Raw genomic sequence first — 24,406 nt, 5'->3', positions numbered from 1 at the left:
TAAAAGCGGGATTAACAAACTACGAGATATTAGTTACAAGCTTTTTTATATTCAACTAAATATTATTAATTATTCATAAATAATAGCTAATTTGTATCGCTTTTTTAACGAAAATATCTGCTTTGTCAATCTTATGATCGAACTATTATTTTTAATCTCGGCGCTTCAAGTTGCTAAGTGTTTTTGACAACAAAAGTTATTTTCCAAATAAATCCCCTAAATCTTCATCCGCATTTTCAATAATTTTTTCCCGGAGATTAAGGAATCCTTCGAGTAATCTTTTCTCTTTGCTTTCCTGCGGTAGCGTTTCTGCTATTGCCTGCGCTACTCGGTAAAATGAATCATTCTTTGCAAATCCTGTTTCATTCAATAGTTTTTGTATTTCTTTCCGTTTCCCTTTTTCCCAAAGTTTAACTGCTAAATGAAGTATATCGATTAATTCACTTGAATTCTCAAGTTCTTCTATATTTCTATCTTGAGGACCGAGAATACTTATAAATTCTTTATCTTTTTTTATGAATGTTTTCTTTGAAAAAAAGTCTGATAATTCAAGATGGCAGCTGTGCGCAAGCTTGTTTGCTTCGTCAAACGGGATTTTTGCTGACTTAAATTCCCAACGACATAGAACATAAAATCTTGTTAAGTCTGATATTCTTGCTGCAAAGCCATTATGCAATATCTTTTTAACCGCATAATCTGTAACGATGCTTCTTACATCTGCAAGTAATTTATCTGCTCTAATAATATTTCCTTCGTAATCCATAACCTTTTCGTATTTGCCAAAAACTTCGATGGCTGAACCTATTGCTGAGATAAAAAAGTCCGGTCCGCTTATGCCTTCTTCCCAGAGTTTGTCAAGTCGTTTCATTAAGTAGTTTTTTAATTCATCCTTTACATTGTTGTAAAATGCTGTAGGATCTCTTTCTATTTTACGACAAACAATATAAATTGAAGAAGCAAGCGCTGCTGATTCATTTGCCCGTAACCTTGATTCCATTTCTGTATTTATAGGCCAGGCGGCAGTTACGACAAGCCCTGAATCTAAGAGCGAGTTTATTAATGTCTCCCAACCTTCTGTTGATTTGTGTGCATAAACAATTACACTTATTCCATTTGGTTTTAGAACTCTATGAATTTCCTGGAATGATTTTTTAAGCATATCCTCAAAAAATTGTTTATTCTTATAAGCGTATCTTATTGGGTCCCATCCAGCCATCTCTGTAATTTCATTTGCTTCGGTGTTAAGTGGGGTTGAGAAATAGTTCCGGATATAGATTGCCAATACTTCTTTTTAGCCAAACATAAAAAAAATCAGATAAATCAGCATAATGGAATCTATTATAATACGGTGGATCAGTGAAGACTGCGTCAAAATAATTATCACAATATGAAGATTGGATTGCCGACCTTGATAATCTACTCGAGAATATATAGAATGTCAATTTTGTATAACAGATTCAGTAATGGTGCTTAATATTTCTAATGTAATCCAGTTACCGTTCGAATTGCTAAAAGGATTACTTCAATAAATCCCATAGCATTGGAAGAGCTTGTCTTCCAAAACTTGTGCAGTATTATTCATGAAGTATGCCATATACAAATACATGAGTTATTATCAGCAATCTATCAATTCCAATGTAAATAACTAATCAGCTCTTTGCATATTCTTAGCATACCCATTCTCATCATTTTCTTATAAGCCAATTTCACTTTTTCAGTAAAAGTAATTAAAGCCAATTTTTGTCTGCTGTTAAATAGTTCTCCCCAATTATTATTCCATAAACTGGTACAGTTAAATACTCCGCTCATTAAAGGTAATTCTTCATCCGGCACGGGGTCAATTCCCCATTCGTTCATAAGTTTTTTTCTTTTTACTTCAAGGTATTTTTCAGCTTCTTCAAAAATTTTCAAATCTTCTTCTGTAGCAATCCGGTAAGTTTTGCCCGATTGGTAAGGTTTGTGCAAAACAACAGCAATCATTCTTTGTCCGGATTTACCCTGTTGAAAAAGTTTGCGTGTAGTTTTATCATCAACAACAGCGCCGCAAACAAGGCATTTAGCTTTTGCACGGGCAATTGTTCCATCTTCAGGGTCAAAATTATCTGGCATTGGTTTATGCGAAGCATGCTGCGCATAGCCATCACCAACAATTCTAAACTCAACTTTTTTATTTTTTACGAAAGGATAGAGTGAAACTTTCTTATTACTTTTTTTGGCAAGCCAGAATTGACGCATTAATGGTATTTCTGCATTGCAAGCCGGATTCTGGCAGTTGATTGTTCTTGCCCATATATAACCAACAGGAATTGAGCCATCTTTTTCTTCTGGATAAAATTTCCCTATTTCTTTTTTTGCTTCTTCTAAAACCCAATTGCCCCAGTATTTTACATCTTCTAATAATGGATTCTCTTTCTTCGCATTGTAAGTTACTTCTAATTCTGCTACAAAATTTCCATCTCTTTCTTTTGCTGATTTCTTAAGTCTAAAACCGCCTCTTAATTTGTCGCCGTCAGCATTGCCATATTTTTGCGGATATTCCAAAGTACATTTCTGAATTAAAACTGCAACCGGATTATAATCCATCGAATAAGTTTCGCAACCTAATCTTAATGCTTCAAGAGGAATTGAGCCCCCACCACCAAATGGATCAAGCACTTTAGGCGGAACCCCACCGTTAGCTTCAAGAATATCTTTTCTTGCTTTTTCAATTAAGTCTTCCCTTAATGAATTTTCCCATTTAGAAAACTCTATTATAAACTTTTTCTTTTCCTCTGCCTCTTTCTGATTTTTGGGTGCAGGAATTAATGCAGCATAATTTGTTGCGCGGGAAGAAGCCAAAGGACGGCGCGCCCACCAAATATGTAATGTGGAAATATGCCCGTGTCTTATATTTTTTTCTTTTGCAGAAATTACACTTACTTCTTTGACTGGGAAAATCTCTTCGATAAATCGTTTATCGTTATTGTTGTTATTTGTTTGCATCGGAATTCCAATAAAAGGGTTTTATTTAATTTATTATAAATATTTTTGTGAAATTTTATTACAGATTAATATCAATGTGTTGTTTTACTTTGCAATTGTTCAAATGAAACAACATAACGCACAACTTCAATTTTTTCATCGGCATTTAATTTTTCAGCCGGGTTCTGAATTATATACAATCCCGGTGTTGTTGAAGTATTAAGAACAGCATATAAATAGTAATCATCTTTAAACCTTTTAGCTTTGAACCATTCATTTTGGGTAAGAGCAATATCACCAATACCGGCTCGAGCTTTAACTTCAATATACCTTACAGAGCCATCCTGATTGATAGAACGAATATCAAAGCCAAGATTTTCTTTGCTTACATCTGTTGGAGTTCTGCCATTACTCAATTCATAATTCATTACGAACTCCATTCCAATTTTTTCAACTTCTATATCAGATTTCATCGAGGGCAAAACATTCATTGCGGGAAGAACTTTTATTATTCCTTTGAATTTAGGCATTGACATAGTGAGACTTTTTTCCTGTGCAATAAGTCTAATTAAATCCTCTTTGGCTTTTTCATATTGTTTCTTTTGCTCTTCTTTATTTCGTATAGGTAAATCAACAAGCTCGCCTTTTTCTTTCCTTGTATAAAGCTCAATTAATTCACCATCCAATTTTACGATAAGATTATCAAGGGATTTAATTCCATATTTTTCTTTTATCTCTGCCTGTCTTGTTCTTTCCTTCAATAATTCTGATTTGTAATTTGTTAAAGAATTTATGCAGTAATTTGATACTAAATTTTTATTTGATTCAATTATTTCCGATGATGTAAAGTTAATTTTTTGTTCTTTTCCAATTAATATATTTGGTTCAGAAGTTTCTGAAAGGTCCCAAATAATTGATGGAGGAATCTCAGTTACAGAATCATTGTTAATATAAAATGCGAATAATCTTTTACCTGCGACTGAGCCAGTGCCATCTTTTATTTCACCTTCATAAAATAAAATGTAACCGTCAAGATTTCCATCTGGGTCATAAAACACCGATCCATTCAATAAAGAACTAATGAAATTTTCTTCTACCCAAATCAACAAAGATTCAAATAACGGATGTCCAAATGTAACAAACTCTGCGTCTGAATTTTTGAACGCTATCTCTTTATCAAAAGTAACTTTGGGATATTTTTTTAATAATTCACCATAAGCTCTATAAACTGAATCTCTCTCTGCTATTTGTTTTAACTCTAATGGAATAGAATCAATGGCTAAAAAACCTGATTTAATTTCTCTGAATTTTCCGCCAGCTTTATTAAAAGCTTTTTTGAAGAAACTCTCGGTATATTCAGGAATTAAACGTTGCTCACGGGCTAAATCGGCCATTTCTTTAATTCGAGTATAATCAATAAATCTTGTTGCAAGACTCTCGCCTAAAGATTCTTTTATTTGATTTAAGTAATCTTTATCAACTATTATATCAATTTCTCTGAGAATATCTTCCACGCTTCTTGAGTTTGCTGCGGCATCAATTAAGAGTTGAGAAAGATTGGTTCTTTGCAAAACCTCTCCCAGGACATCAAAAACTTTATCGTTTCCGAATGCTTCTTTTATTTCATTCAATTTTTCAAATAGTCTAAGTAAAACTTTACCTTCACGAGTATCATTTGCAACTAAGTTATAAATAAAAACTTCTCTTTGTTGACCATAACGATGGATACGACCCATTCGTTGTTCGAGTCGATTAGGATTCCAGGGAATATCATAATTTATCATTAGATTACAGAACTGAAGATTAATACCTTCGCCAGCAGCTTCTGTTGCTACGAGGACATCAGTTTCATTTTTAAATATTTTTTCAGCTTTAATTCTTTCATCGAGTTTCATTCCGCCGTGGATGACATTTGTTTTGTAATCCCAGCTCTTAATTTTTTTATAAAGATATTCCAGAGTATCTCTAGATTCAGTAAAAACAAGAATTTTCTTTTGACTCTTTGGCTGGTTTAATGAATATAATTTTTCTAAAGAGCTTTTTAGCTGTTTAATTTTAATTTCTTCTTCGTTTTGAATAATATCTATTGCAAGGTTAATCAATCGTTCTATCGTTCGAATTTCGTTTTCCAATTCTTCTTTGTTATCTGCAAGACTTAAAGTTTCCCAAATTTCTTCTTCCTTCCAGCGTTCTTCTTCAGAAAGGTCTTCAATCTCGTCCCAATCAAAATCTGAATTTGGCAGACCTCTTTCTTTTGTGCCGTCTAATAAAGCTTTTAGTTTTTCTCTTCTTCTTTCGAGAGATTTAAGCAAAGCGAAAGTACTTGAAGCGAGTCTTCGCTGTAAAATAACTAATGCAAAGGCAACATTTCTTTTTTTATCTTTATTAAGCGCTTTGTTATACTGGGTCTCAACATATTTCGAAAGTTCATTATATAAATTTTTCTCCTTTTTTGATTGAGAACCTAAATCGAATGCGATTGTTTCAACATTTCTCGGCAAGAAAATCGGTTTGCCATCAAAATCTTTTAAATCTTCTTTTAATCTTCTTATGAATAGCGGATTGTCTTTATTTTGTAATGACTGCATTAACATCTCATTTGAGGAAAAGAAACCTGGTTCAAGTAAGTCGAGGAATAACCTGAAATTATCCGGGTCGCCTTTATGCGGTGTTGCAGTCAAAAAAAGAAGATGATTTGATATTTTAGATAATACCTCACCCAATCTGTATCTGATAGTTTTATTGAGTTTATCACCATATTTATATGCGCTCATCTTATGAGCTTCGTCAACTATAACAAGATCAAAATGACTTGAGGAAATTGACCTGAGTATATCTTCTTGCTTAGCAAAATCAATTGAAGTTATTATTTGTTGTTCACGATTCCAAGTATTTTCGCCATAATGCGCATCAAGAATATTTCTATCAACAACAATAAATTTTTCCTCAAATCTTTCTTTTAGTTCTCTTCTCCATTGATCTTTTAAATGACCGGGTGTAACAATAAGAACTCTTTTAATAATGTTTCTGAGTTTCAATTCTTTAATAATCAATCCTGCCATTATGGTTTTACCTGCACCAGGGTCATCAGCAATTAAAAATCTAATCCGGGGAAGTTTTAGTACATATCCATAAACCGCTTCAATTTGATGAGGTAAAGGGTCAACTTTGGAAGTATTCATTGCTAATAGAGGATCATACAAAGAAGCGAATCTATATCTAATACTTTCGAGAGCGAGAAATACTTTCCAAGGCTCTTCATTAAAAAAATCTTCAGTGGTTAATATCGAGATTTCGTATTCGGGAATTAACTGGTCGATGTGTTGGTTACTTGTAGTTGTAGAGCCAACTATGTGATAAAATTCGCCAACTTTTTCACAGAATTTAACTTCAATTGGTTCAGGCCATTGAATACCCTTAATTATAGTGCCTGGTTTTATTTCCATATGAGTTATTTAAGATTTTTACATTTAAAGTAAAATACTTTTTTAGATAAATGAATAATAATGACTATAGTTATCAAAACTCCCAACTGTTATCGAAAAATTATGTTATTATACTGTTACTTAAAATAATTAAATAGTCAAAAAGATTAATTAAATACTTGCAGAAGAAAATTCATCTATGATAGTTTTTAACTGTCTTGTAATTTCTGTTTCCATTAAAGAACACATATAAAGTTCAGATTTCGCTCTCGTCATACCAACATATAACAAGGATGCATTTTCTCTTCTGTTTCGCTTAATCCAAGGATAAATTTCAACGCCAACAAAATAAACTGTTTCAAACTCTAACCCTTTAGCAGAGAATACAGTACTGATTGTAACTTCTCTTCGAAACTGATCATATCTTGTTTTTGAATCCTTGTCCTCAGATAACCAAAAAAATGGAATTTTATTTTCAGCCAATACTGCACAAAGCGGAGTTATATAATCAATAACCTCTGTCTTCTTTATAGTATACAATACACCAAAATCGTTAAATGAAAAGCCTTGATTAGATACCTTATATAATATATCGGAAGCAATAAATTGACAAGTTTCCATATAATCATTTTTAATAATTATCTCAGGTAGTCTTCCATTTTTTTGAGTTTCAGTTTTAGGAAGTTCATCATTCTCTTCTAAAAATTTTTTATAAAAATCATCCCAATCAGAGGTTCGAACTAATTTAGAGGCAGTGATTACAATCTCTCTTGTGCTTCTGTAGGAAATTGGAAGATTAAATATTCTGCCACCACCGACCACATTTATACCTGTATCTTTATATGTAAAAGTACGAGGGTAAATTTTCTGATTCGGATCTTCAGCGAGTAATAAAAAATTTGTTGTACGTTTAAGCATTATCATCAAAGCTTTCAGCCATGAAGGATGGAAATCCTGGCTTTCGTCTACCACAATAGCATCGTATAATGGTAGCTTTGTGGTAGCAGCTAGTTGTTGCAGTTTAGCTCCGAGTAAAGAACTATACATTTCATCTAATTCAGCTTCTATTTCATGATCTTCTAGATTTGCAAACCTTGCCGTCGTAAGTAATTGCTCCTTATCTACAAGTGGCCAACCTCCCTGCGGAATTATTTCCTTGGCTAATCCATGGAAGTGAATAATTTTCACTTTGGATTGAATTACCTTCCGATAATCTTCATTCGCCACATCGCCTTCATCATTGAAACTATACAGATAATACCTTAGCTGACTCGCCAAGCTTATATTGTAACAAGTTAGAAGTATTTGCCAATTAGGTTTTTCTTTCAGTAACATTCTAATTTTTGCACATAGCACGAGAGACTTTCCACTTCCAGCTACTCCTCTAATTATTCTATGACCCTCACCTAATTTTTTTGCTACCTGTTCTTGAGTTTCATCTAATATAATTTCTTTAACATTTCCCCCTTTATCTTTTTGTTTTGCTGTAATTTCGGGATAAAGAATACCGCGTAATTTATCCATCTCTTCTGAATTCAATTCATCATTCTTCCACCATGGATCAAAAATTTTCTTTATTCTGTCAATTAACGTTTTACCAACCAAATTATTACCAATATCGGCAATCTCATCTTTAAAAAGAATATATTTTACATCAATAGTTTTTGAAAAGTCACTACTTAGATATTCTGCTCTAGTGATGTTTGGAAAACTGACACAAGTGGCAATTGGCAGTTTTACATTTCCTTTATGAGGACCATCGATTGTGAGGAATGAATTATCTTTTTTAAGATTATCTAAAAGATTATAAAAATAAGATTTTACTCTTTTTAAGGGATTGTTATGTCTTTCAATTTTTCCATTTATAATAATTTCCCAATAGTCTGGTGTCGCACTTTTAACAATAGATAATGGCCAATCTTTTACTTCTACTAAAACTAGACCTATTTCAGGTATATAAATAATTAAATCAGGTCGTCGATCTGCATCAATTTTAGGTTGGTACCAAACAATACAAGAATCATCGAGATTCTGATAAAGTGCTCTTAATAATCTTTTCTCTCCTGGTCTAATTTCAGGATCGTTAAATGCGGTTTCTGGAATGACGCGAGCCATAAATACATCTCATTTTTTGATGTTTTTATATTAAGTTTTGCCTTACCCACCAACTCGGCTTTTAAAGAGGAGTCTTCGCTGGATTTGATCAAATTGTCAGTAATTTCCCAATGATTACCTCAAAAATAGTAATTAAAAATGTCCAAATGCAATAAATTTTATTATTTAGATAAATGATTGGTATGGTATTAAAACCTTAACGGAATATCTTGAGTAAAAACAGAGAGATGAAGAGGTTTAGAGGGTATTAGTTCTTCATTACTGACCACAGAGATAACTGGAAATATTAAAGTGAATGTTTTTGAAAATGAATTATATAACCGATATAGATTTTCACAAAACTAAAATCTCTGATAATCTCCTACACGCTTTTCAGTAAGATTTCTTTTTGATCATAAGCCTGTTTGAGTGAAATTAATAAATATTAAACATTTGCAGCAGGATTTAAATGGTCAACTTCAAATATATCCCTTACTGCTAAAATGGCAACTCCAATTGCACCAGCTCTAAACCCAAGTGAATTAGGTCAGTGAACTTTTAAGATTAAATAATCATATTAATTCTTTCCAGACATACACAATATCACTTATTTCAAATTATAAGATGAATTTTTCTGAATGCTGGAATTCAGCAAAAAAGTTCACCCTACCTCAAAATAATATTATAACAATTATCCTTAATAACACATTTCTATCTAATATTATTTAAAGCAAAAGACTCCATGAATAATCAAATTGCAATATCTAAGATTTTGCTACTTATATTTTTATGATAAAACGACAAATAATCAGATTCACTATTTTTTGAGAGTTGAATAATTAGCCCCCAATCCGAAATTTCATATTCCTCTATGTCATCATTTGATTTAATTAAATTTATGCTCGCTTCCTTTGAATCAAATTGTTTTGATTGTAAATCAAAATATATTATTTCGTCAAGGATTAAATTATCATTCTTTAATATTGATTTTTCAGTTATTTTCTTTATCGAAAATTTATCCTCTCCATTTATTGATATTGATACCTTTAGATCAATATTTATCTTCGTTTTAACAGTTTTGTCTAACTCCGTAGGTTCATCAAAAGAAAATTGAAATTCATCAGATACCTCAGGAAACTCAGGTAAATCATCTATATTCGTTTCATCAAGATTCCACTTTTTCTTCATATTTTGTATATCTATTTCCAATTTTTGCTTTTTTTCGTTGGATTTTTCATTTTTAGCTTGCTTAAATGTTACTTTTAACCATCTTAATTTTGCAAACTCCTGCTCTTCTTCTGAAAAATTTCCATATATTATTTTTTTATAATAATCTCTTGAGTTTTTATGATATTCAAGCCTTTCAATAGCCGCTCCTGCAATTTGAACGCTGCACATATTTCTCCATATATCGCTATTTACCAATAATTTTTTTATATATTCTTGTAGTCTCATTTTAGGTTCTAGTTTTTTAGAAATTTTATCCTTTTTTAAGGCTAATTCGAAAATAATAAGTTTCTGAAGCAAGAAGACATTAATCAGATCTTTTGATAAAAAATTTAGTTCTACTCTTTGATTTTCTAAGATATCTATGACAGTATGATATCTATTATATAAAAATTCTTGATAAACAAATAGAGCTAAAAAATAATTGATTAAATTTTTATCATTCTTATCGAGGTTATTTTTCAAGAGATTGATATAGAATTCGTCATCTTTCCTATCGTCAAGAATTTCAATAATATTAAATCCAGCTGAGTATATTTCTTTTTCAAAGCAAAATAAAAAGGTTCTTTCTAAAAGTTGATCACTAAATGAAGTGTTTAAATTTTTTCCGAATTTATTGATAATCTTCACCAGTGGGTCAGGTTGAGACGTGTTTAGTATGGATTTAATTATAAATTCTAAAACGTGAGAATTTAACTCAGAGTGAACTTCAGCATTTTCAAAAAATAATTTAACTATTTGTTCAAATCGGCCTAACTTAAAGAGGTATTCAATATTCGCCGGAAATTTCAGATATTCCGCATTAGCCTTTAAATAAAACTCATTTTCTGTATCATTCTGACCATTCAATTCTTCAATAACATCTTTGTATTGTTTAAGATTATATAAAAGATTAATGTATTCTTTTCTATTTTTTGTTAGAATCCCATATTCCAAAAGTTTTCGAATAATAACCAAAACCTCATCCCAATCACTAAGATTCGGATTCTCCTGACTATAATCGACCAATGCTTTCATAAGTTCTTTATAAAAATCATCCCAAGATTTATCGTTTAATAAATAAAATTCGAGATTATCACTATTCTGTATTAACTTTGATAAATTTCTTAAAAACAAAATGGAATTATTTTTTTTGTCTTCATTGATCATAAAATTTGAGGCTAGCTTAAAAATATTGTTCGGATTATCAGGTACGATTTCATAAACTTCAAGAATTTTTGAGTACTTAGATTTGTCATTTGATAACCAAAGGCAACGAGTAGCTTTATCGCCTTCCTGTATTTTTTCATAATATTCAGCTGCTTTAGGATAATTATGTTCAAGCTCATATGCCTTAGCAAGAGAACGATTTGATTCGGTTACTTTTTGTGCTGCTTTATAATACTCGGAGGCAGATCTTAACTTTCTAGGATTTGATGTATTTATACCATCTAAATAATATTGTTTCGCTAAGTCTTCGGGTTTATCAACTGCTAATTCAAGAACTTCTGAAGTAAACTGGAATTCGGTAATTTCATTTTCTTCTTCCCAGACTATGTCTTCATTTATAAAGAGAGAATAAATAGAAGTTAAATTCTTGATATTAATATTGAATAATGACCAAAGAAATTTATTTCCAATTTCTGAATCAACGATAACTAGGTTTTTCTTCGCTCTGGAAGTAGCAACGTACAACTTATTGAAAAAATATTCTAGCTGAATCCTTTTATTTTCTTCCAATGAATATTCAGGATTAAAATCAGACAATAAATCATTTATATTAATGCCAATGCTAGTGGCTAAATAATCACCAAAGTTGTATACTATAACAGTATTATATTCAAGACCTTTTACATTCATTGGACTCCATATATTTTGAACGATATCATTGCCAATAATTGCCTTTTCCTTTAAAAATGAATCCCTATTCAAAATAAAGTCTTTTTCTTGATCCTCTTCACAAGGTATTATGATAGTTCTCGTCTTGTTCGCATCATTTAATGCTTCATCAAGAACTGAAAAATCGTTAATTATTAGAGTTGGAGCTAAAGATGAACCAGTGGAAAACCAAGCTTTTTGTGGTGCAACATCTTTAATATTAAACAAAATTGCTCTGACTAGCTGAATTATGTTATTGAATACAACGATTGCTCTTGAAGATCTATAATTATTGTTTAATTCCTTATAATTCATCGATATTTTTTTTGATTTGTTGAATTCATTATTAATTTTTTCATAAAAATTTGCTTTAACAGTATTCCATTTGAAGCCAGTGGGATTTATAGTTTGTAAAGGATCTCCGGCAAATGCAAGAGGGATTCTTTTAACATCTGAATAATTTATTATTCTCCGCGCATAAATTGGTAATGAAGATATCAATTCAAGTTCAATATTACTAAAATCCTGAGCCTCATCACAAAATACAGCTGGATAATCTAAGTTAAGATCATCTAAGTTATCTAAAACAAATCTTGTTAAATCTTGGTCATCCCAATATTCATTATCTTTCAAATGATCTTTATACCACTTTAAAAACACATCTTCATATATAATTTTATAAGTTTCTTTATCTATGGATTTTAGATCTCTGGGTAAATTAACATATTCATCAGGCTCTAAAAAATCATCTACAGATGTTCTCATACCCTTTATAAAAGTCCTAATAACATACCAAGCAAACTCAGAAGTAATTCTTCGAACAGAACTAACAGGATTTCTTTTACAATAATTACTCCAATCTTCTTTAAACTTAGCAAAACCATAATGTTTATCTTTAGTGAAGTATATTAACTTATTAGAATTCAAAAGTTGTAGTTGAAAATCGCGAAATGTCTTAAATGATTTATCGTATTCTTTAGAATCTAAATATTCTTTCACCATTCTTGATTTATTTATATCATTTTGTAATCTTAATCTAATTTTTGAATTAGTCATTAAAATTTTCTTTATAGTATTTTTTGCAGTATCTAATAACTTAAATGAATAAGTAAGAAATAATGGAGGGGTAGTTAACCTTTTTTCAATTAAAATATGATTTAAGAGTATGTGAGCAAAAATATAGTAAAGGAGGGTAGATTTACCACTTCCAGCCCTGCCATTAATAAAGAGTGGAAATAAGGGTTCATTTTCTTTATTATGTAATATAGAATTTAAAATTGATGCTTCTTCTGTAGAAAGCGCTAAATTTCCTTCGGATTCATTTTGAATTTCAAGCCAAATATTATCATCGTATAAAACATATTCAGGGTAAGTTCTGAAGCATTCTTTCATTATTGATTCTTCAGAAATAATAGAATTCACAATCCTTTCAAAATCTGATTGATTAAATTTTTCATTATTTCTTTTATTGATCGCTTGGTAAAGAAAAAGTATGTTAAACTGTTTCAGTAACTTGAAATAGATGATTAAATCAGGATTTTGTTTGTGCTTCTTAGAAGATATATTTAATGAATCTTCATCTTCTAAAATATCTCTTATTATCTCAGCAAAAAATAATTTATAATCACTGATGTGAATTTCTTGCACAAATTTTTTAGATTCGTAGATCATCATACTGCCAGAAAAATCATCTGGTATTGGAGTAAATAAGTATGATTTTTCTAATTCACTTAATGTTGGCTTCTCTTTCAAATTGGAATTTTTCTTCTTATCACAAATTGAGTTTATCCAATCATTAGTCGGCAAAATGTTTTTGCAATAACTATCGCTATCGTAACAAAATTCTTCGTATTCTTTTTTGCCTTTTAAGAGTATTCGCAAAAAAACAATGAAGATTGTGTCCTCCAATAAAATTTCATATCCAATAAAACGGTAGCCACCAGCTCTTTTTACAACAGCTGGAGATTTATATTTTTCTAAAAATCTCGAAGTTTGATTTTTTTCAATTTTTTCTACAAGGTAATTCAATTCATTTTCAAGATTATATTTTTTAGCATCCTTTAGACATTCATCTGTAAAAGCTGAGATGAATTTCATAATACCTCCACAAAATTTTAGATATTAAAATGGTTTATTTTATTATTCTTATTAAACAAAAGGTTTCGTTTGAATTATTGAATTATAGAGATATTAATAGCTTCTTCTGATTCTCGATTTTTTTTCTTATCAAAGGATTTCTTGATATTAAATTGAACGTGACAATTCACTTTTAATCGTGATTTATTATCTAAGAAACTATTTGCTTTGAAATAATAGGATTTTCCATCTTGTCCAGCTATAAAACCAGCCTTATCATTCTGAAATAAATTTTTTATTCTACCAGTCTGCTTTGGTAAAGAATTTTGTTGCTCTCTAATCCAGAAATCTTTCAACTCATTAAATAATTCTAAAGATGTTTTCTTTATATCAATTTTTCTTCTATAAACATCAGTCTGAAGAAAATCAGGAATTTTCCATCCTTTTTCTTCACGAAGTTTAAAGGTTAATGCAATGTGTTTATCAGCCATTTCGATGTTATTTTGTTTATAAAGAAGCCTCGCCCCAATATAAAATAACTCCCATCTATTAGCTGGTTCAGGTATTTTAATCTGTGAAACAGCTGCATCGATAAAATTATTAAAAGCTGCATCAAATTGCTTATTTTCATAATATGCAGCTGACAGATCCTTTAAAATGAACCAATCTTGTTTTAATTTTTTTATTTCCTCAAGTAATGAAATGGCTTCTTTAAACTTTTTGAGTTTTCTTAAACAAGAAGCTTTGTGCCAGCTAAACCATAATTCATCGGGAAAAATTATTAGAGCATTATTACATAAATCAATACACTCCTGCCATTTTTCCTCTTTCTCTAATGCTTTTGAAAGCTTTAAAAAATAGCTCTCCTTATCAGAAGGTTTTCTAAACCTTTTTCCATCGCTTGACACACCCTCGAATGGTTTTGTGTCAAGATAGGCAGGATTAATAAGCTTAGCCCAATCTATAACTTTGCTCCAAGAATTCTTGTTAGACAGATAATCCATTATTTTAAGAATTGACTTAGTCCGGAAAAGTTCGTTTTCTTTTCCTTCAGTAACAGTAATAATTTCACTAATATACTCTTCAAGTACTTCTAACGAATTATCATCAGAGTAATCTTTAATATTTGACATATACGAAGCCCAGGCAAACTGACCTTTAATATATTCAAAGGAGGAATCGATTTCATATACTTTTTTACTTACTTCATAAGCAGTTTTATAATCTTTTAACTGATTAAGACAATTTACATAACCCCAACCGTGCCATTTATCTTTGGGTTCACATTTTTCCCAGAGCTCTCTATAAAGCGGAAGAGCTTCAGAATACTTTTTCCCCTTCCTAAGCTCTTGTGCTCTTTTTCTTATTTCCAGAAAATTATTCATTAAGTAATTTAATAATTTTAGTCATCAGAGATTTTTCCCCTTTGTGCGGGTTAATACTTGTAACGCGGTTTTTACTGTTATAGTAAATATTTACCGAACAACTGTCCACACCATCAGAAAAATAATATCGTTCCTGATAGTTAAAATGTTCTATTCTGTCAATTATTATTCCGCTTCCTAATAATCTTTGTTGTACATCTTTTACTAATTGTTCAACAATAGGGCTATTAAAATCTACCTTTTTTTTATCTATTACTCTTTTCTCTTTAATAGATATTAGAATATTATGAATTAAATTTTTTTCTGATATCTCGTCACTTTGAATTGAAGAAATAGTTCCATCCTTCCTATAGACGATATCAGTGTGACGTGGCTTATTATTTATAAAATAATTTAATCTGATTCGGTAAGGTTTTATTTCAACCTCATATTTCAGTGTTTGTCCGGAAAGATATTTTTCAATCAGATCTATTACTGCTTTTTCGGATATCGTATTTTCTTTTGGATTATCATCGGATACTTTTAAATTACAAAAATTTTGAGAATCGGCTGATATAGGGACCGACCAAGACGAAGGTGGATTGATCGCGTATAAGACTTTTTTAGCTCTAGTAATTGCTGTATAACAAAACCGTAAATAATCAGAGGAATATGATGAGGGAAATCTGAAATCAAAATAAACATAAGGCCATTCTCCCCCTTGCGCCTTATGACAGGTGATTGCATATCCGTGCTTAATTAGAAGACAATTAAAGTAAGGATCTTGCTGTAAAAGTTCAGCAAATTCTTTTGAATTTCTCTTCACCTCTTTATGCCTGTTTACAAAATCGACCATTAAAGCTCTCGCTTCTTTGCGTGTTAATGTGGACTCAGGGCTAACTAATAAATTCTCAAGTATTAAGGGTGATACTTCAACAATTTCATTGAACTCATTAAAAAATTCTAGAGTTACCTTTCTAAAAATTAGTTCTTGTGGCTCTTTTTCGTTTTTTAGATTGACGAACTTTATTTCATTATACGGACTAATCCATTTTACTATTCCCATTTCACCATTTAATAAACGATATTTCCCATTATTTCTTATCACTATTATGCGGTCATTTTTTTCAAGTAAACTGGGGTTATTAAATAACTTTTCACGTATGGATTGATTATATAACATAACAGCGGCATTAGTATAAGAAATCAAAACAGTACTTTGATTTTCGATAATGAACGAATCACAAAAATGTTTTATCACCTTATTTGGTTGTATTTCTATGAATTCTTTCTCATCAAATTCAAGTTTAAATGAAGTTATATTTTTATTCTCTAACTGATTCTTTATAATTTGAGCGTTTCTAATAATTGAACTGTTTTTTGTCTGCCTTACAATTTCTTTAAGCTTTAATTCTTTAACTCTTATACCAAAAGAAAGTGCTTCGAGATAATCTTTATTTAGAGCTGGTGATTCTGAAGAATTAATCGGAGGTAGCTGATTTATGTCACCGAAGAAAATAATTTTTCTTTGATTTGAATAATTTGGTGAGATAAAATTGATAAGATCATTTAATAAGAATCCAGATCCATACCTTAAAATTTCATCTTGATTGAATTTATTAGATATCATAGAGGATTCATCAATCAAGTATACTGTATTTGTTGAATCTTGATTCGATTTTAATTTGAAATAGTAAATAAAATCTCCTTTGGATTTTTCTTCAATGATTTCATTATAGGAATAAATTTTAGAGTGAATTGTACCTACTTGTTTGATTCCTTTTGAGCGTAACACCTGAGAAGATCTGCCAGTCGGGGTAGCAACTTGAAATGGTATACCTGCTCTCTCAAGCGCTTCTGTTATTAAATTTAGTAGGAATGTTTTCCCTGTACCTGCACTTCCACTTATGATTGCGACATTATAATCAGTGGAATTAAGAAATTCATTTACTGAGGTTAGTGCTATCCTCTGCGAATCAGTTAAATTAGTTGAGGAACATATCTTAGATAATATATTATGAGATATATTCACTTTAATAAAGATTAATTAGGTAAATGTTTAAGTTGTTATTTTTGTTTTATTCACTATCGCAGAACCCCCAAATTATAATAAAAATATGGGGTTTGTAAGATAAAACTTCTAGAACCTAGATTTGTTAAAAAATCTAATAAAAAATAATGAATAGTTTTTAATCCTTCAATCATAAACTTATAATTAAATTTCAAACATTGGCAATATATTTTTATTCCAATGTCTTTCACAACTTGCTGCTATCCAGAGCATTCTGTCACAGAAAAGGATAGTTTGTGATTGCACAGAATTATATCAAATCTTACACTTCAGATAAAGTGTCTGAACTTGAGTTTAAATCTGGTCACCATTTTAATGGCTATTTAATTGGTTTCACACATATTTCTCTATCTTTAAGCTTCCTGCAACAATTGCTGGATTAGATATTGTTCTTAGTTTCCTATGATGATCTATCGATGATAAAGATCAGAGACAAAAATGGCAAGAAATGGTTATGGTTAGAAAGATGCATCTGTGACTAATTAAAAAATAACATTTTTCATATTTGCTGCAAGTGAAAAATAGTATAATAGACTTCTAAGAGGAATATGCTTAAATCCAAAAAAGAAAATAAAAAAGTACTATTTAAGTAGATAAAAATCGATTGGCTTTGAAAAAGAAAATCTAGAACAATAGGTGAAAATGCTCTCAAAAAAAATAACTAATAAAAATAGACCACTAATCGGTTTTTTGTTCCTTGATATTTTGAAAACCAAGTTAATCAGCTTTACTTGTCGCAAGCAAGCTTGAATGTTTTTTTGCATTTCAGGTTGTTGCAATCATTAAATTTCTGATGTTATAAATCAAAGCTGCCATTATAAATTCGAGTTTGAAGAATTAGTCTAATATTTTCAGAATTAGAAATAATTTTTCGAGGGTTTGTTTGAAACTTTTTAGTTGTTAAAAACTGAAGTAGAAACTGAAGTAGTATACTCAAAAAATAGTTCAATAATAGAACAAAATACCCTTGAAATTTGCAAGAAAACAATATTTAAATACCCCCGACCCCCCTTACAAGCAGAGGGTCGGAGGTTCTCCAAAGGATGCTTCGCAGACTCTTTCAGTAACCATTCAAGTTATGAATTGTGATTTTAAAGACTGCAGGGATTTGTTACTAAAAAAATAATGAAGAGTTATAGATTAACTGTATTAAACATCTTTCACATGGGCTTTACATACGCTTCACATTTGCTTCAGATACGCTTAAAATCTTTTTAGTAATCGACTTTTAATTGATCTATATTAAAGATAGATACTGACATATCTTTTTCTGAACAAAAAGTGATGATGAAAGATTATTAAATAACTGCAATTAAGAGTTTTATGCCCTGTGTAAATATTATAATCATATAAAAAGTTACTAATTAAGATGAGATATGAAGTCTTAATTTCGAATAGTTATATTATGTTAAGTTTAAAGTGGATAAAGGTATTTACTCGCTGTCAAAAAATTTCTTAAAGGCATCAATAATTCTTTTTCTAATTTCTACTTTTTGTTTTACGCTTGTAAATCCAACAACTTGTTTAATAATCGCAAAATAAAAATCTTTGACAGTGTTTTCAGTTAGTGGATTACCATTGCCGTCCCACTTCCTACCAGAATTACTACCATATTCATAAATAGAATCCCAAAATTTGTGCGGAAATCCAATCTTCTTAAAGTAGCCTTTGGGACTATAAATAGTAAAATCCTGCCCTTTTTCAATTTCACAACTGAACCCATAAGGAAGAATAATTTTGTGCATATTCATCTCCATCTTTTATTATTAGATTTTTGATTTTTCTTGAGTTTTATTGACTGAAAAGTAGATCCTTCAAACCATTCCATACTTTTCATTCTAATGCACCTTCAGGTCTATTGAATCTATTACAAATTTTCTTAATCAATAATTTCTTTCCAACCTCTCAAATTAAAATAGCCTAAGCAAAAATCGGCAAGATGAGAGACTTACAAAGAATTTTTCAATCCTTCAGTTAGTTTATTACTGATGTTTTCAAAAATTGTAGGCATAAGGTTAAATACTTTTTAGAATTTGATTTTTCAATTCAAGGAACAGAAAGAGATTATCATGATTTCTTTTAGAACTAATTATTAAAGTCAATCAATTCTAATTTAAAATTCTTTATATATAGTTTTATTTTGCCAAACATTGAATTCATTCTTGATAAATGGAGTTGTAACCTCATAATTAACAGAATATTTCTTTATATCTTCGATTTGGTTTATTAAATGCGAATACTCTAAAATGTTAAATACGACTTTAATATTTGTCCCTTGAAGTGCTCTTTTAACATTTTTGTAAATGATAATTCGTTCTTGATCTGTAAGTAGCTCGTATAGACTATCTCTGGATGGATTATCAAGTTTCTTTGGAGGAGTTATCAAATTATAAACATAAACAGCAATCATTAAAAAAATATCATCCACCATATTTTCAACGGTTGGTATGATTACTATCTTATTGTCTATCGCCTTTAAATCTTGTAAGATTAAAGCGGGTCTATCATTCTCAGTTAATTGAATTAAGTGTGTTGGAATTATTCCGCTATGATACGGATGCGTTTTACCTATAAAAATTGTTGCGGTAGTAGTTGCCATGTTTCTCCCTCTCGCAAAGATTTATTTTACTTTTCAAAAATAAGAAGAATAACTAGCAAGATAGAATTAGAAAGTGTGGCTTTATATTTTCCAACAAACATTTCTTTTACTGATTAAAGTAACGAAAAAGATAAAATATAAATTTACTTTAAAGACGTCATCATCTAATTGAAATTAAAAACTTTTTTTGATTTATTAAAATAATTTTTGAAAAGTAAGACCTATGGGTATTCATCCCAAACCCCTCTTAGCCGAGGGGTTTGAGAGAATTAAATTTGTACTAATCAGGTCTCAGCTCGTCGCTTCGGTGTTATCATTCAAATCAATCTTATAATTATAATCTGCTCTTGCCATACTTAATTTATACGATAAGTTTTCCCACATTTTATTTACTTCTTTCTTATCCTTTCTGAATACGAAAATATTCGTTTGATTTATTCCGAAATGTCTTGCATCCGATATTGCCTGCAAATCAGCACTGAGGAATAAAAACTCCCATCTGTCTTCGCTCTTTTTCTTGTCTATCAATTTTACTATGTCTTCTTTATAAAATTCCGTACTCGAGTTTTCGTGACCATCTGTAATTACAACAAAAAATATTCTATCTGGCTTTTTATCCTCCGGCAATTTTGATATTTGTTCAGATAAATCATTAATCCCTCTTCCCAAACAATCGAGTAAGGGAGTTCCCCCTCGAGGGACGAATGTTTTATCTGTCAGTTCAGGTATTTCTGATATTGGTTTAAAGTTATGCACTATTTCATAATGATTTACAGTATCAAATTGAATTAATGTGAATGTTGATTTTGTCGGAACTTCCTTTTGCTCTTTAAGGAATGTGTTAAATCCACCGATAATATCTGATTTTATTGCTTGCATCGAACCAGAGCGATCCAATATTACTGTTATATGAGTTAAGTTTTTCATTTTATTCTCCTTTGAATTTTAAGTTGTTATTTAAGCAGATTACTAAGTGCTTCAACTTTATCTGTTCTTTCCCACAAAAATTCATTTTCATTTCTTCCAAAGTGACCATAAGCAGCAGTTTTTCTGAATATTGGTTTATAAAGCCCAAACTGCTTTATAATTCCATTTGGAGTTAAATCAAATATTTCAGGTATAATTCTCAAAAGATTTTCTTCATTGATTTTTCCTGTGCCGTGAAAATCAAGGAATACTGATATCGGCTCAGGTTTTCCGATAACATAAGCTAATTGCACAGTGCATTTTTCTGAAATTCCGGCTGCTACTATATTCTTTGCAATATAACGAGCCATATATGCACCTGAGCGATCAACTTTGCTGGCATCCTTTCCTGAAAATGCGCCACCACCGTGAGGACAACTGCCTCCGTAAGTATCGACAATTATTTTTCTTCCTGTTAGTCCTACATCTGCCAAAGGTCCGCCATTAACGAATCTTTCGGATGGATTTATAACGCAATCATCAGGTGAGTATGTTAAATCCGAAGGTACAGTATCTGTGATAACTTCATCAAGAAGAATCTCTCGTAGCTTTTTCCTATGCACAAATTCAGTGTGCTGCGTTGATATAATAATCTTAGAAATGCTTACTGGTTTTCCATCAATGTATTTAACTGTAACCTGAGATTTTGCATCTGGCAGAAGAAAATCATATCTGCCTGACTTTCTGACTTCAGCAAGTTTAATTAGAAGGTTATGAGCAATTGAAATAGGCAAAGGCATCAGTGAATTTGTTTCTTTGACTGCATACCCGAACATTATTCCCTGATCACCAGCACCAAGTTTTTCTTCATCTACATTTATACTTTCAGCTATATCTTCTGACTGTTTGGTGATGCTGGTAATCAGTTCATAATTTTCTGAATTGAAGCCATTGTAGCCGTTTGTATAACCAACACAGTTCAATACATTGTTTATAGTTCCTCGATAATCAACCTCAGCACTTGAAGAAATTTCGCCAGCAAGAACAATCAGATTCTTTGCAATCATTGTTTCTATTGCTACTTTCGAATCAGAATCTTTTTCCAGATAAGCATCAAGAATTGCATCTGATATCTGGTCGGCAACTTTATCCGGATGTCCTTCTGAAACTGATTCGGATGTGAATTCAAATTCTTTCATCTGTTCTCCTTTCTGTTAAGTTTCGAAGTATCTGCGCAGATCAGCAGAATAAATTCCAAAAGTCCAGGCAAGTGCGTCCTGAAATTTTTTGTATGTTGAGGGAACTCTTAAATAATATTTCTTTTTTGTGGATGGGCAGGTCACTTTTAGTACAACAATTGGAGCAATTTCCTCAATATCTATGCTGAGTAACTGATAAACGAATTTTTCAACTTTAACCTCGTCAAGTACAATATACCCAACCGCTTCCACTAAATTCCCTAAACCATATCTCTCAATCATTATTTCTTTGATGCGGGGATGTTGTGCTGAGAGTATTTCTTTTACTGTAATTTGTTCAGGATGCATAATTATTTTTTTGTTTACTGCCGTACCATTGTAGAAGTAAGCTTCATTACCCAAAATATTTTTCATAGCAGGACCGCCAGCACAATGATACTCTCCTCGGCTGTTAAATTTAACTTTGGGAATATCTACAATACCAATCAAATCATCCCCAAAAATGAAATAACCAAGACCTGCATCAATTGCTTTGCGCAGCAATTTTAATCCTTCAACATAAGTATCTGAATCGATTCCATCCTCGATTACAAAATTGTCAAGATAACTATATCCTCCCACCGCATAAAACATGCATTCGGATGCACAGAAAAGCAAACTATCAAGAGTGTTCCTTATCGGGAGATGATAATTTTTGAAGTTATCTCCGTAGTAATCAACAGTTTCATTGTGATTATAGCCAAGCATCTTGTATAAGAAAAGAGAATTCATTAAGCCTGAATAATTTTCAGAAATATTAAACATTCTTTGAATGACATTAAACGAGACTCCACCTCTGTGAAAGACCTCTGCAAGCATATTGTAGAATTTTATAGCAACTGAAACCGGCTGAATAATTTCCCCAGAATCATTAATCAGTTTTGGATTAACAATCAGTTCCTGGGTTAATATAATAGGGTAGCTTATTTTCTTTGTACATCCCATAAACCTCAGCCATTGCTCGGAATATTTTTTGAAATCTTCTTCATTTGCCGTTTTAATATTCTCAAACATTTTTTGCCAGCTTCTTAATCTTTCTTCAAATCTTTGAAGAAGGAATGTTGCCTCTTTGCTTGTGAGAGATTCTTTATTATCAGATTGTCCGGTTATTATTTTATAAAATTTCTCAAAGTGTTCTTTTTCCCGAAGAATAATTTTAGTCGGTCCCATAATTCTCACCCCTTTCTAAAGGATTAAATATTCTTTGTTGAACTATTGCATAAGCCCCTTCTAAAAGATGTATGGGCTTATGTTCCTCGTGTCCAATAACAGCCAGGTCAGTAACCTCCAGATAACCAATTAGCTGTTCTGCAGGAAGATAAAAGTTATCAGAAGATTTTCCATATGGTTTATATAATGTTGCATTCCCGTAATTAATTTTATGACAATGTTCGCTGACCTCACCTTCTTTAATCAATTTAGTATTTAACTTTTCACAGTTTCTTGGAATTTGATCAATTTTTAAGAAAAGGATATCTCCTTGTCTGATTGCTAATTTGTAGTCCATTTTAACCTCCAATAAAATTTAATTAACAAAAAAAGCCTGCTGCTAAAAGTTCAGCAACAGGCTTTAGTTAAAAAGTTCTGTTTGCCTTTTTAGCAGATTTTAAAGTGGCTGCAATATGGCTCAAATCCCACTATGTATTTAAACTAAAAAACCCTCGCCAAACGGGAGGGTGATCTTATAAAAACTCTCATATTGGCGCTTTAGCTATTTGTTTTAAGTCGCTGCAAGTTGCCCTTAAATCGCGACTGAAAAAATTTAATTAAGTTTTACAATGAACAGAATAGGATCAAATTCACGATGCTATATTAATATTCTGAAAATAAAATGTCAAGAGGGTGCTTATCAATAAATAATAATTCTGATCACTGCTGCACAAAACAAATTAGAAATTAAAAAATGAACTCTATTAATTTTTAGAAATAAAAATATTTCTAAAAATATTCAATCCCTAAAAGGGATTAAATTAACTTTAATTCAAAACTGCCTGTGTGCAATTCTGTGTCAGGCAGCTCTTAATTGCTTTTTGTCCCAGAGGGACAGAATATAAGATTATTTTGGGAAGATATTATTCTAATTACGAACTTAAATATTCTCTTCTTCAATTCTTTCTTCAGTCAAAAAATTGAACAAATGTATTTTTTCCAAATCCAATGAAAGTTGTGCTAAAGTGCCTTTTACTTGAGTTGCAAATCCTCTATGCTCAGAAACAATTTGCTGATTTTCAAAACTAAAATAGATCAATGTCTGATTACCTAAAGGTTCTACTAAATGTATTTCAGAATTTATTACATCTTGATTATTGTTCACTACAGTTTCGCTTTTTAGATGAATATCTTCAGGTCTTATTCCTAACCATACTTGCTTAATTGAATTTTTAATAATGGGGGCTTTGAATCTCTCTGGAATTACAAAAGTTAAATTTTTCAATGCGCTCTGAAAACATATATGAGAATTCTCTGATAATATTTCACCCTTAATGAAATTCATTGAGGTTATAATTATCTTATATTTATTCTTACGATAGATGCTAATATTTATTTAATAATAAATTTAATTATTGAGAATTTCCAAATTACGATAA

At 30.9% G+C, this 24,406-nt stretch carries 14 protein-coding genes and 1 riboswitch; all 14 genes read right to left on the bottom strand.

The genetic code is table 11. From position 1 onward, the window contains the following. Positions 1–196: 196 nt before the first annotated feature. The 14 genes from Q0X14_RS00625 to Q0X14_RS00560 all read right to left on the bottom strand — a co-directional run bounded on the left by Q0X14_RS00625 (position 197) and on the right by Q0X14_RS00560 (position 24,312). Complete coding sequence (locus Q0X14_RS00625; RefSeq protein ID WP_297841030.1) at positions 197–1,282, bottom strand: hypothetical protein; 1,086 nt, start codon at positions 1,280–1,282, stop codon at positions 197–199. 344 nt (positions 1,283–1,626) lie between these two features. Then, positions 1,627–2,982 (bottom strand): DUF1156 domain-containing protein, encoded by a 1,356-nt coding sequence (locus tag Q0X14_RS00620; RefSeq protein ID WP_297841028.1) that lies wholly within the window; start codon positions 2,980–2,982, stop codon positions 1,627–1,629. Positions 2,983–3,053: 71 nt separating this feature from the next. Next, positions 3,054–6,407 carry a helicase-related protein gene (locus tag Q0X14_RS00615; RefSeq protein ID WP_297841006.1) on the bottom strand — a complete coding sequence of 1,118 codons (3,354 nt, stop codon included), beginning with the start codon at positions 6,405–6,407 and terminating at the stop codon, positions 3,054–3,056. 150 nt (positions 6,408–6,557) lie between these two features. Beyond that, entirely contained in the window at positions 6,558–8,501 is a 1,944-nt protein-coding gene (locus Q0X14_RS00610; RefSeq protein ID WP_297841004.1) for a nuclease-related domain-containing DEAD/DEAH box helicase, read from the bottom strand. A 729-nt stretch (positions 8,502–9,230) separates the two neighbouring features. Then, entirely contained in the window at positions 9,231–13,661 is a 4,431-nt protein-coding gene (locus tag Q0X14_RS00605) for a UvrD-helicase domain-containing protein (protein WP_297841002.1), read from the bottom strand. Between the two features lie 74 nt (positions 13,662–13,735). Next, entirely contained in the window at positions 13,736–14,773 is a 1,038-nt protein-coding gene (locus Q0X14_RS00600; protein WP_297841000.1) for a hypothetical protein, read from the bottom strand. 244 nt (positions 14,774–15,017) lie between these two features. Beyond that, the gene (locus Q0X14_RS00595) at positions 15,018–17,036 is read right to left on the bottom strand and encodes an AAA family ATPase (protein WP_297840997.1); all 2,019 of its coding nucleotides are present in this window, start codon (positions 17,034–17,036) and stop codon (positions 15,018–15,020) included. Positions 17,037–18,508: 1,472 nt separating this feature from the next. Further along, positions 18,509–18,820, bottom strand: coding sequence for a hypothetical protein (locus Q0X14_RS00590; protein ID WP_297840994.1), 312 nt, complete (start codon positions 18,818–18,820; stop codon positions 18,509–18,511). A 368-nt stretch (positions 18,821–19,188) separates the two neighbouring features. Then, entirely contained in the window at positions 19,189–19,674 is a 486-nt protein-coding gene (locus tag Q0X14_RS00585; RefSeq protein ID WP_297840992.1) for a hypothetical protein, read from the bottom strand. Positions 19,675–19,965: 291 nt separating this feature from the next. Continuing rightward, positions 19,966–20,601 carry a vWA domain-containing protein gene (locus tag Q0X14_RS00580; RefSeq protein ID WP_297840989.1) on the bottom strand — a complete coding sequence of 212 codons (636 nt, stop codon included), beginning with the start codon at positions 20,599–20,601 and terminating at the stop codon, positions 19,966–19,968. A gap of 26 nt (positions 20,602–20,627) precedes the next feature. After that, entirely contained in the window at positions 20,628–21,779 is a 1,152-nt protein-coding gene (metK, locus tag Q0X14_RS00575) for a methionine adenosyltransferase (protein ID WP_297840985.1), read from the bottom strand. A 15-nt stretch (positions 21,780–21,794) separates the two neighbouring features. Beyond that, complete coding sequence (locus Q0X14_RS00570) at positions 21,795–22,988, bottom strand: DUF6745 domain-containing protein (RefSeq protein WP_297840982.1); 1,194 nt, start codon at positions 22,986–22,988, stop codon at positions 21,795–21,797. After that, positions 22,975–23,325 carry a hypothetical protein gene (locus tag Q0X14_RS00565; RefSeq protein ID WP_297840979.1) on the bottom strand — a complete coding sequence of 117 codons (351 nt, stop codon included), beginning with the start codon at positions 23,323–23,325 and terminating at the stop codon, positions 22,975–22,977. Before Q0X14_RS00565 ends, Q0X14_RS00570 begins: the two co-directional genes overlap by 14 nt. A gap of 180 nt (positions 23,326–23,505) precedes the next feature. Beyond that, positions 23,506–23,581: riboswitch (SAM riboswitch) on the bottom strand. 326 nt (positions 23,582–23,907) lie between these two features. Continuing rightward, positions 23,908–24,312 carry a TOBE domain-containing protein gene (locus Q0X14_RS00560; protein WP_366522785.1) on the bottom strand — a complete coding sequence of 135 codons (405 nt, stop codon included), beginning with the start codon at positions 24,310–24,312 and terminating at the stop codon, positions 23,908–23,910. Positions 24,313–24,406: the final 94 nt, after the last annotated feature.

This window comes from Ignavibacterium sp. (genome assembly GCF_025998815.1).
In the GTDB taxonomy this organism is placed as follows: Bacteria; Bacteroidota; Ignavibacteria; order Ignavibacteriales; family Ignavibacteriaceae; genus Ignavibacterium.
Note: the sequence above shows the minus strand (reverse complement) of the source record. Positions and strands in the feature narration are given on the sequence as shown.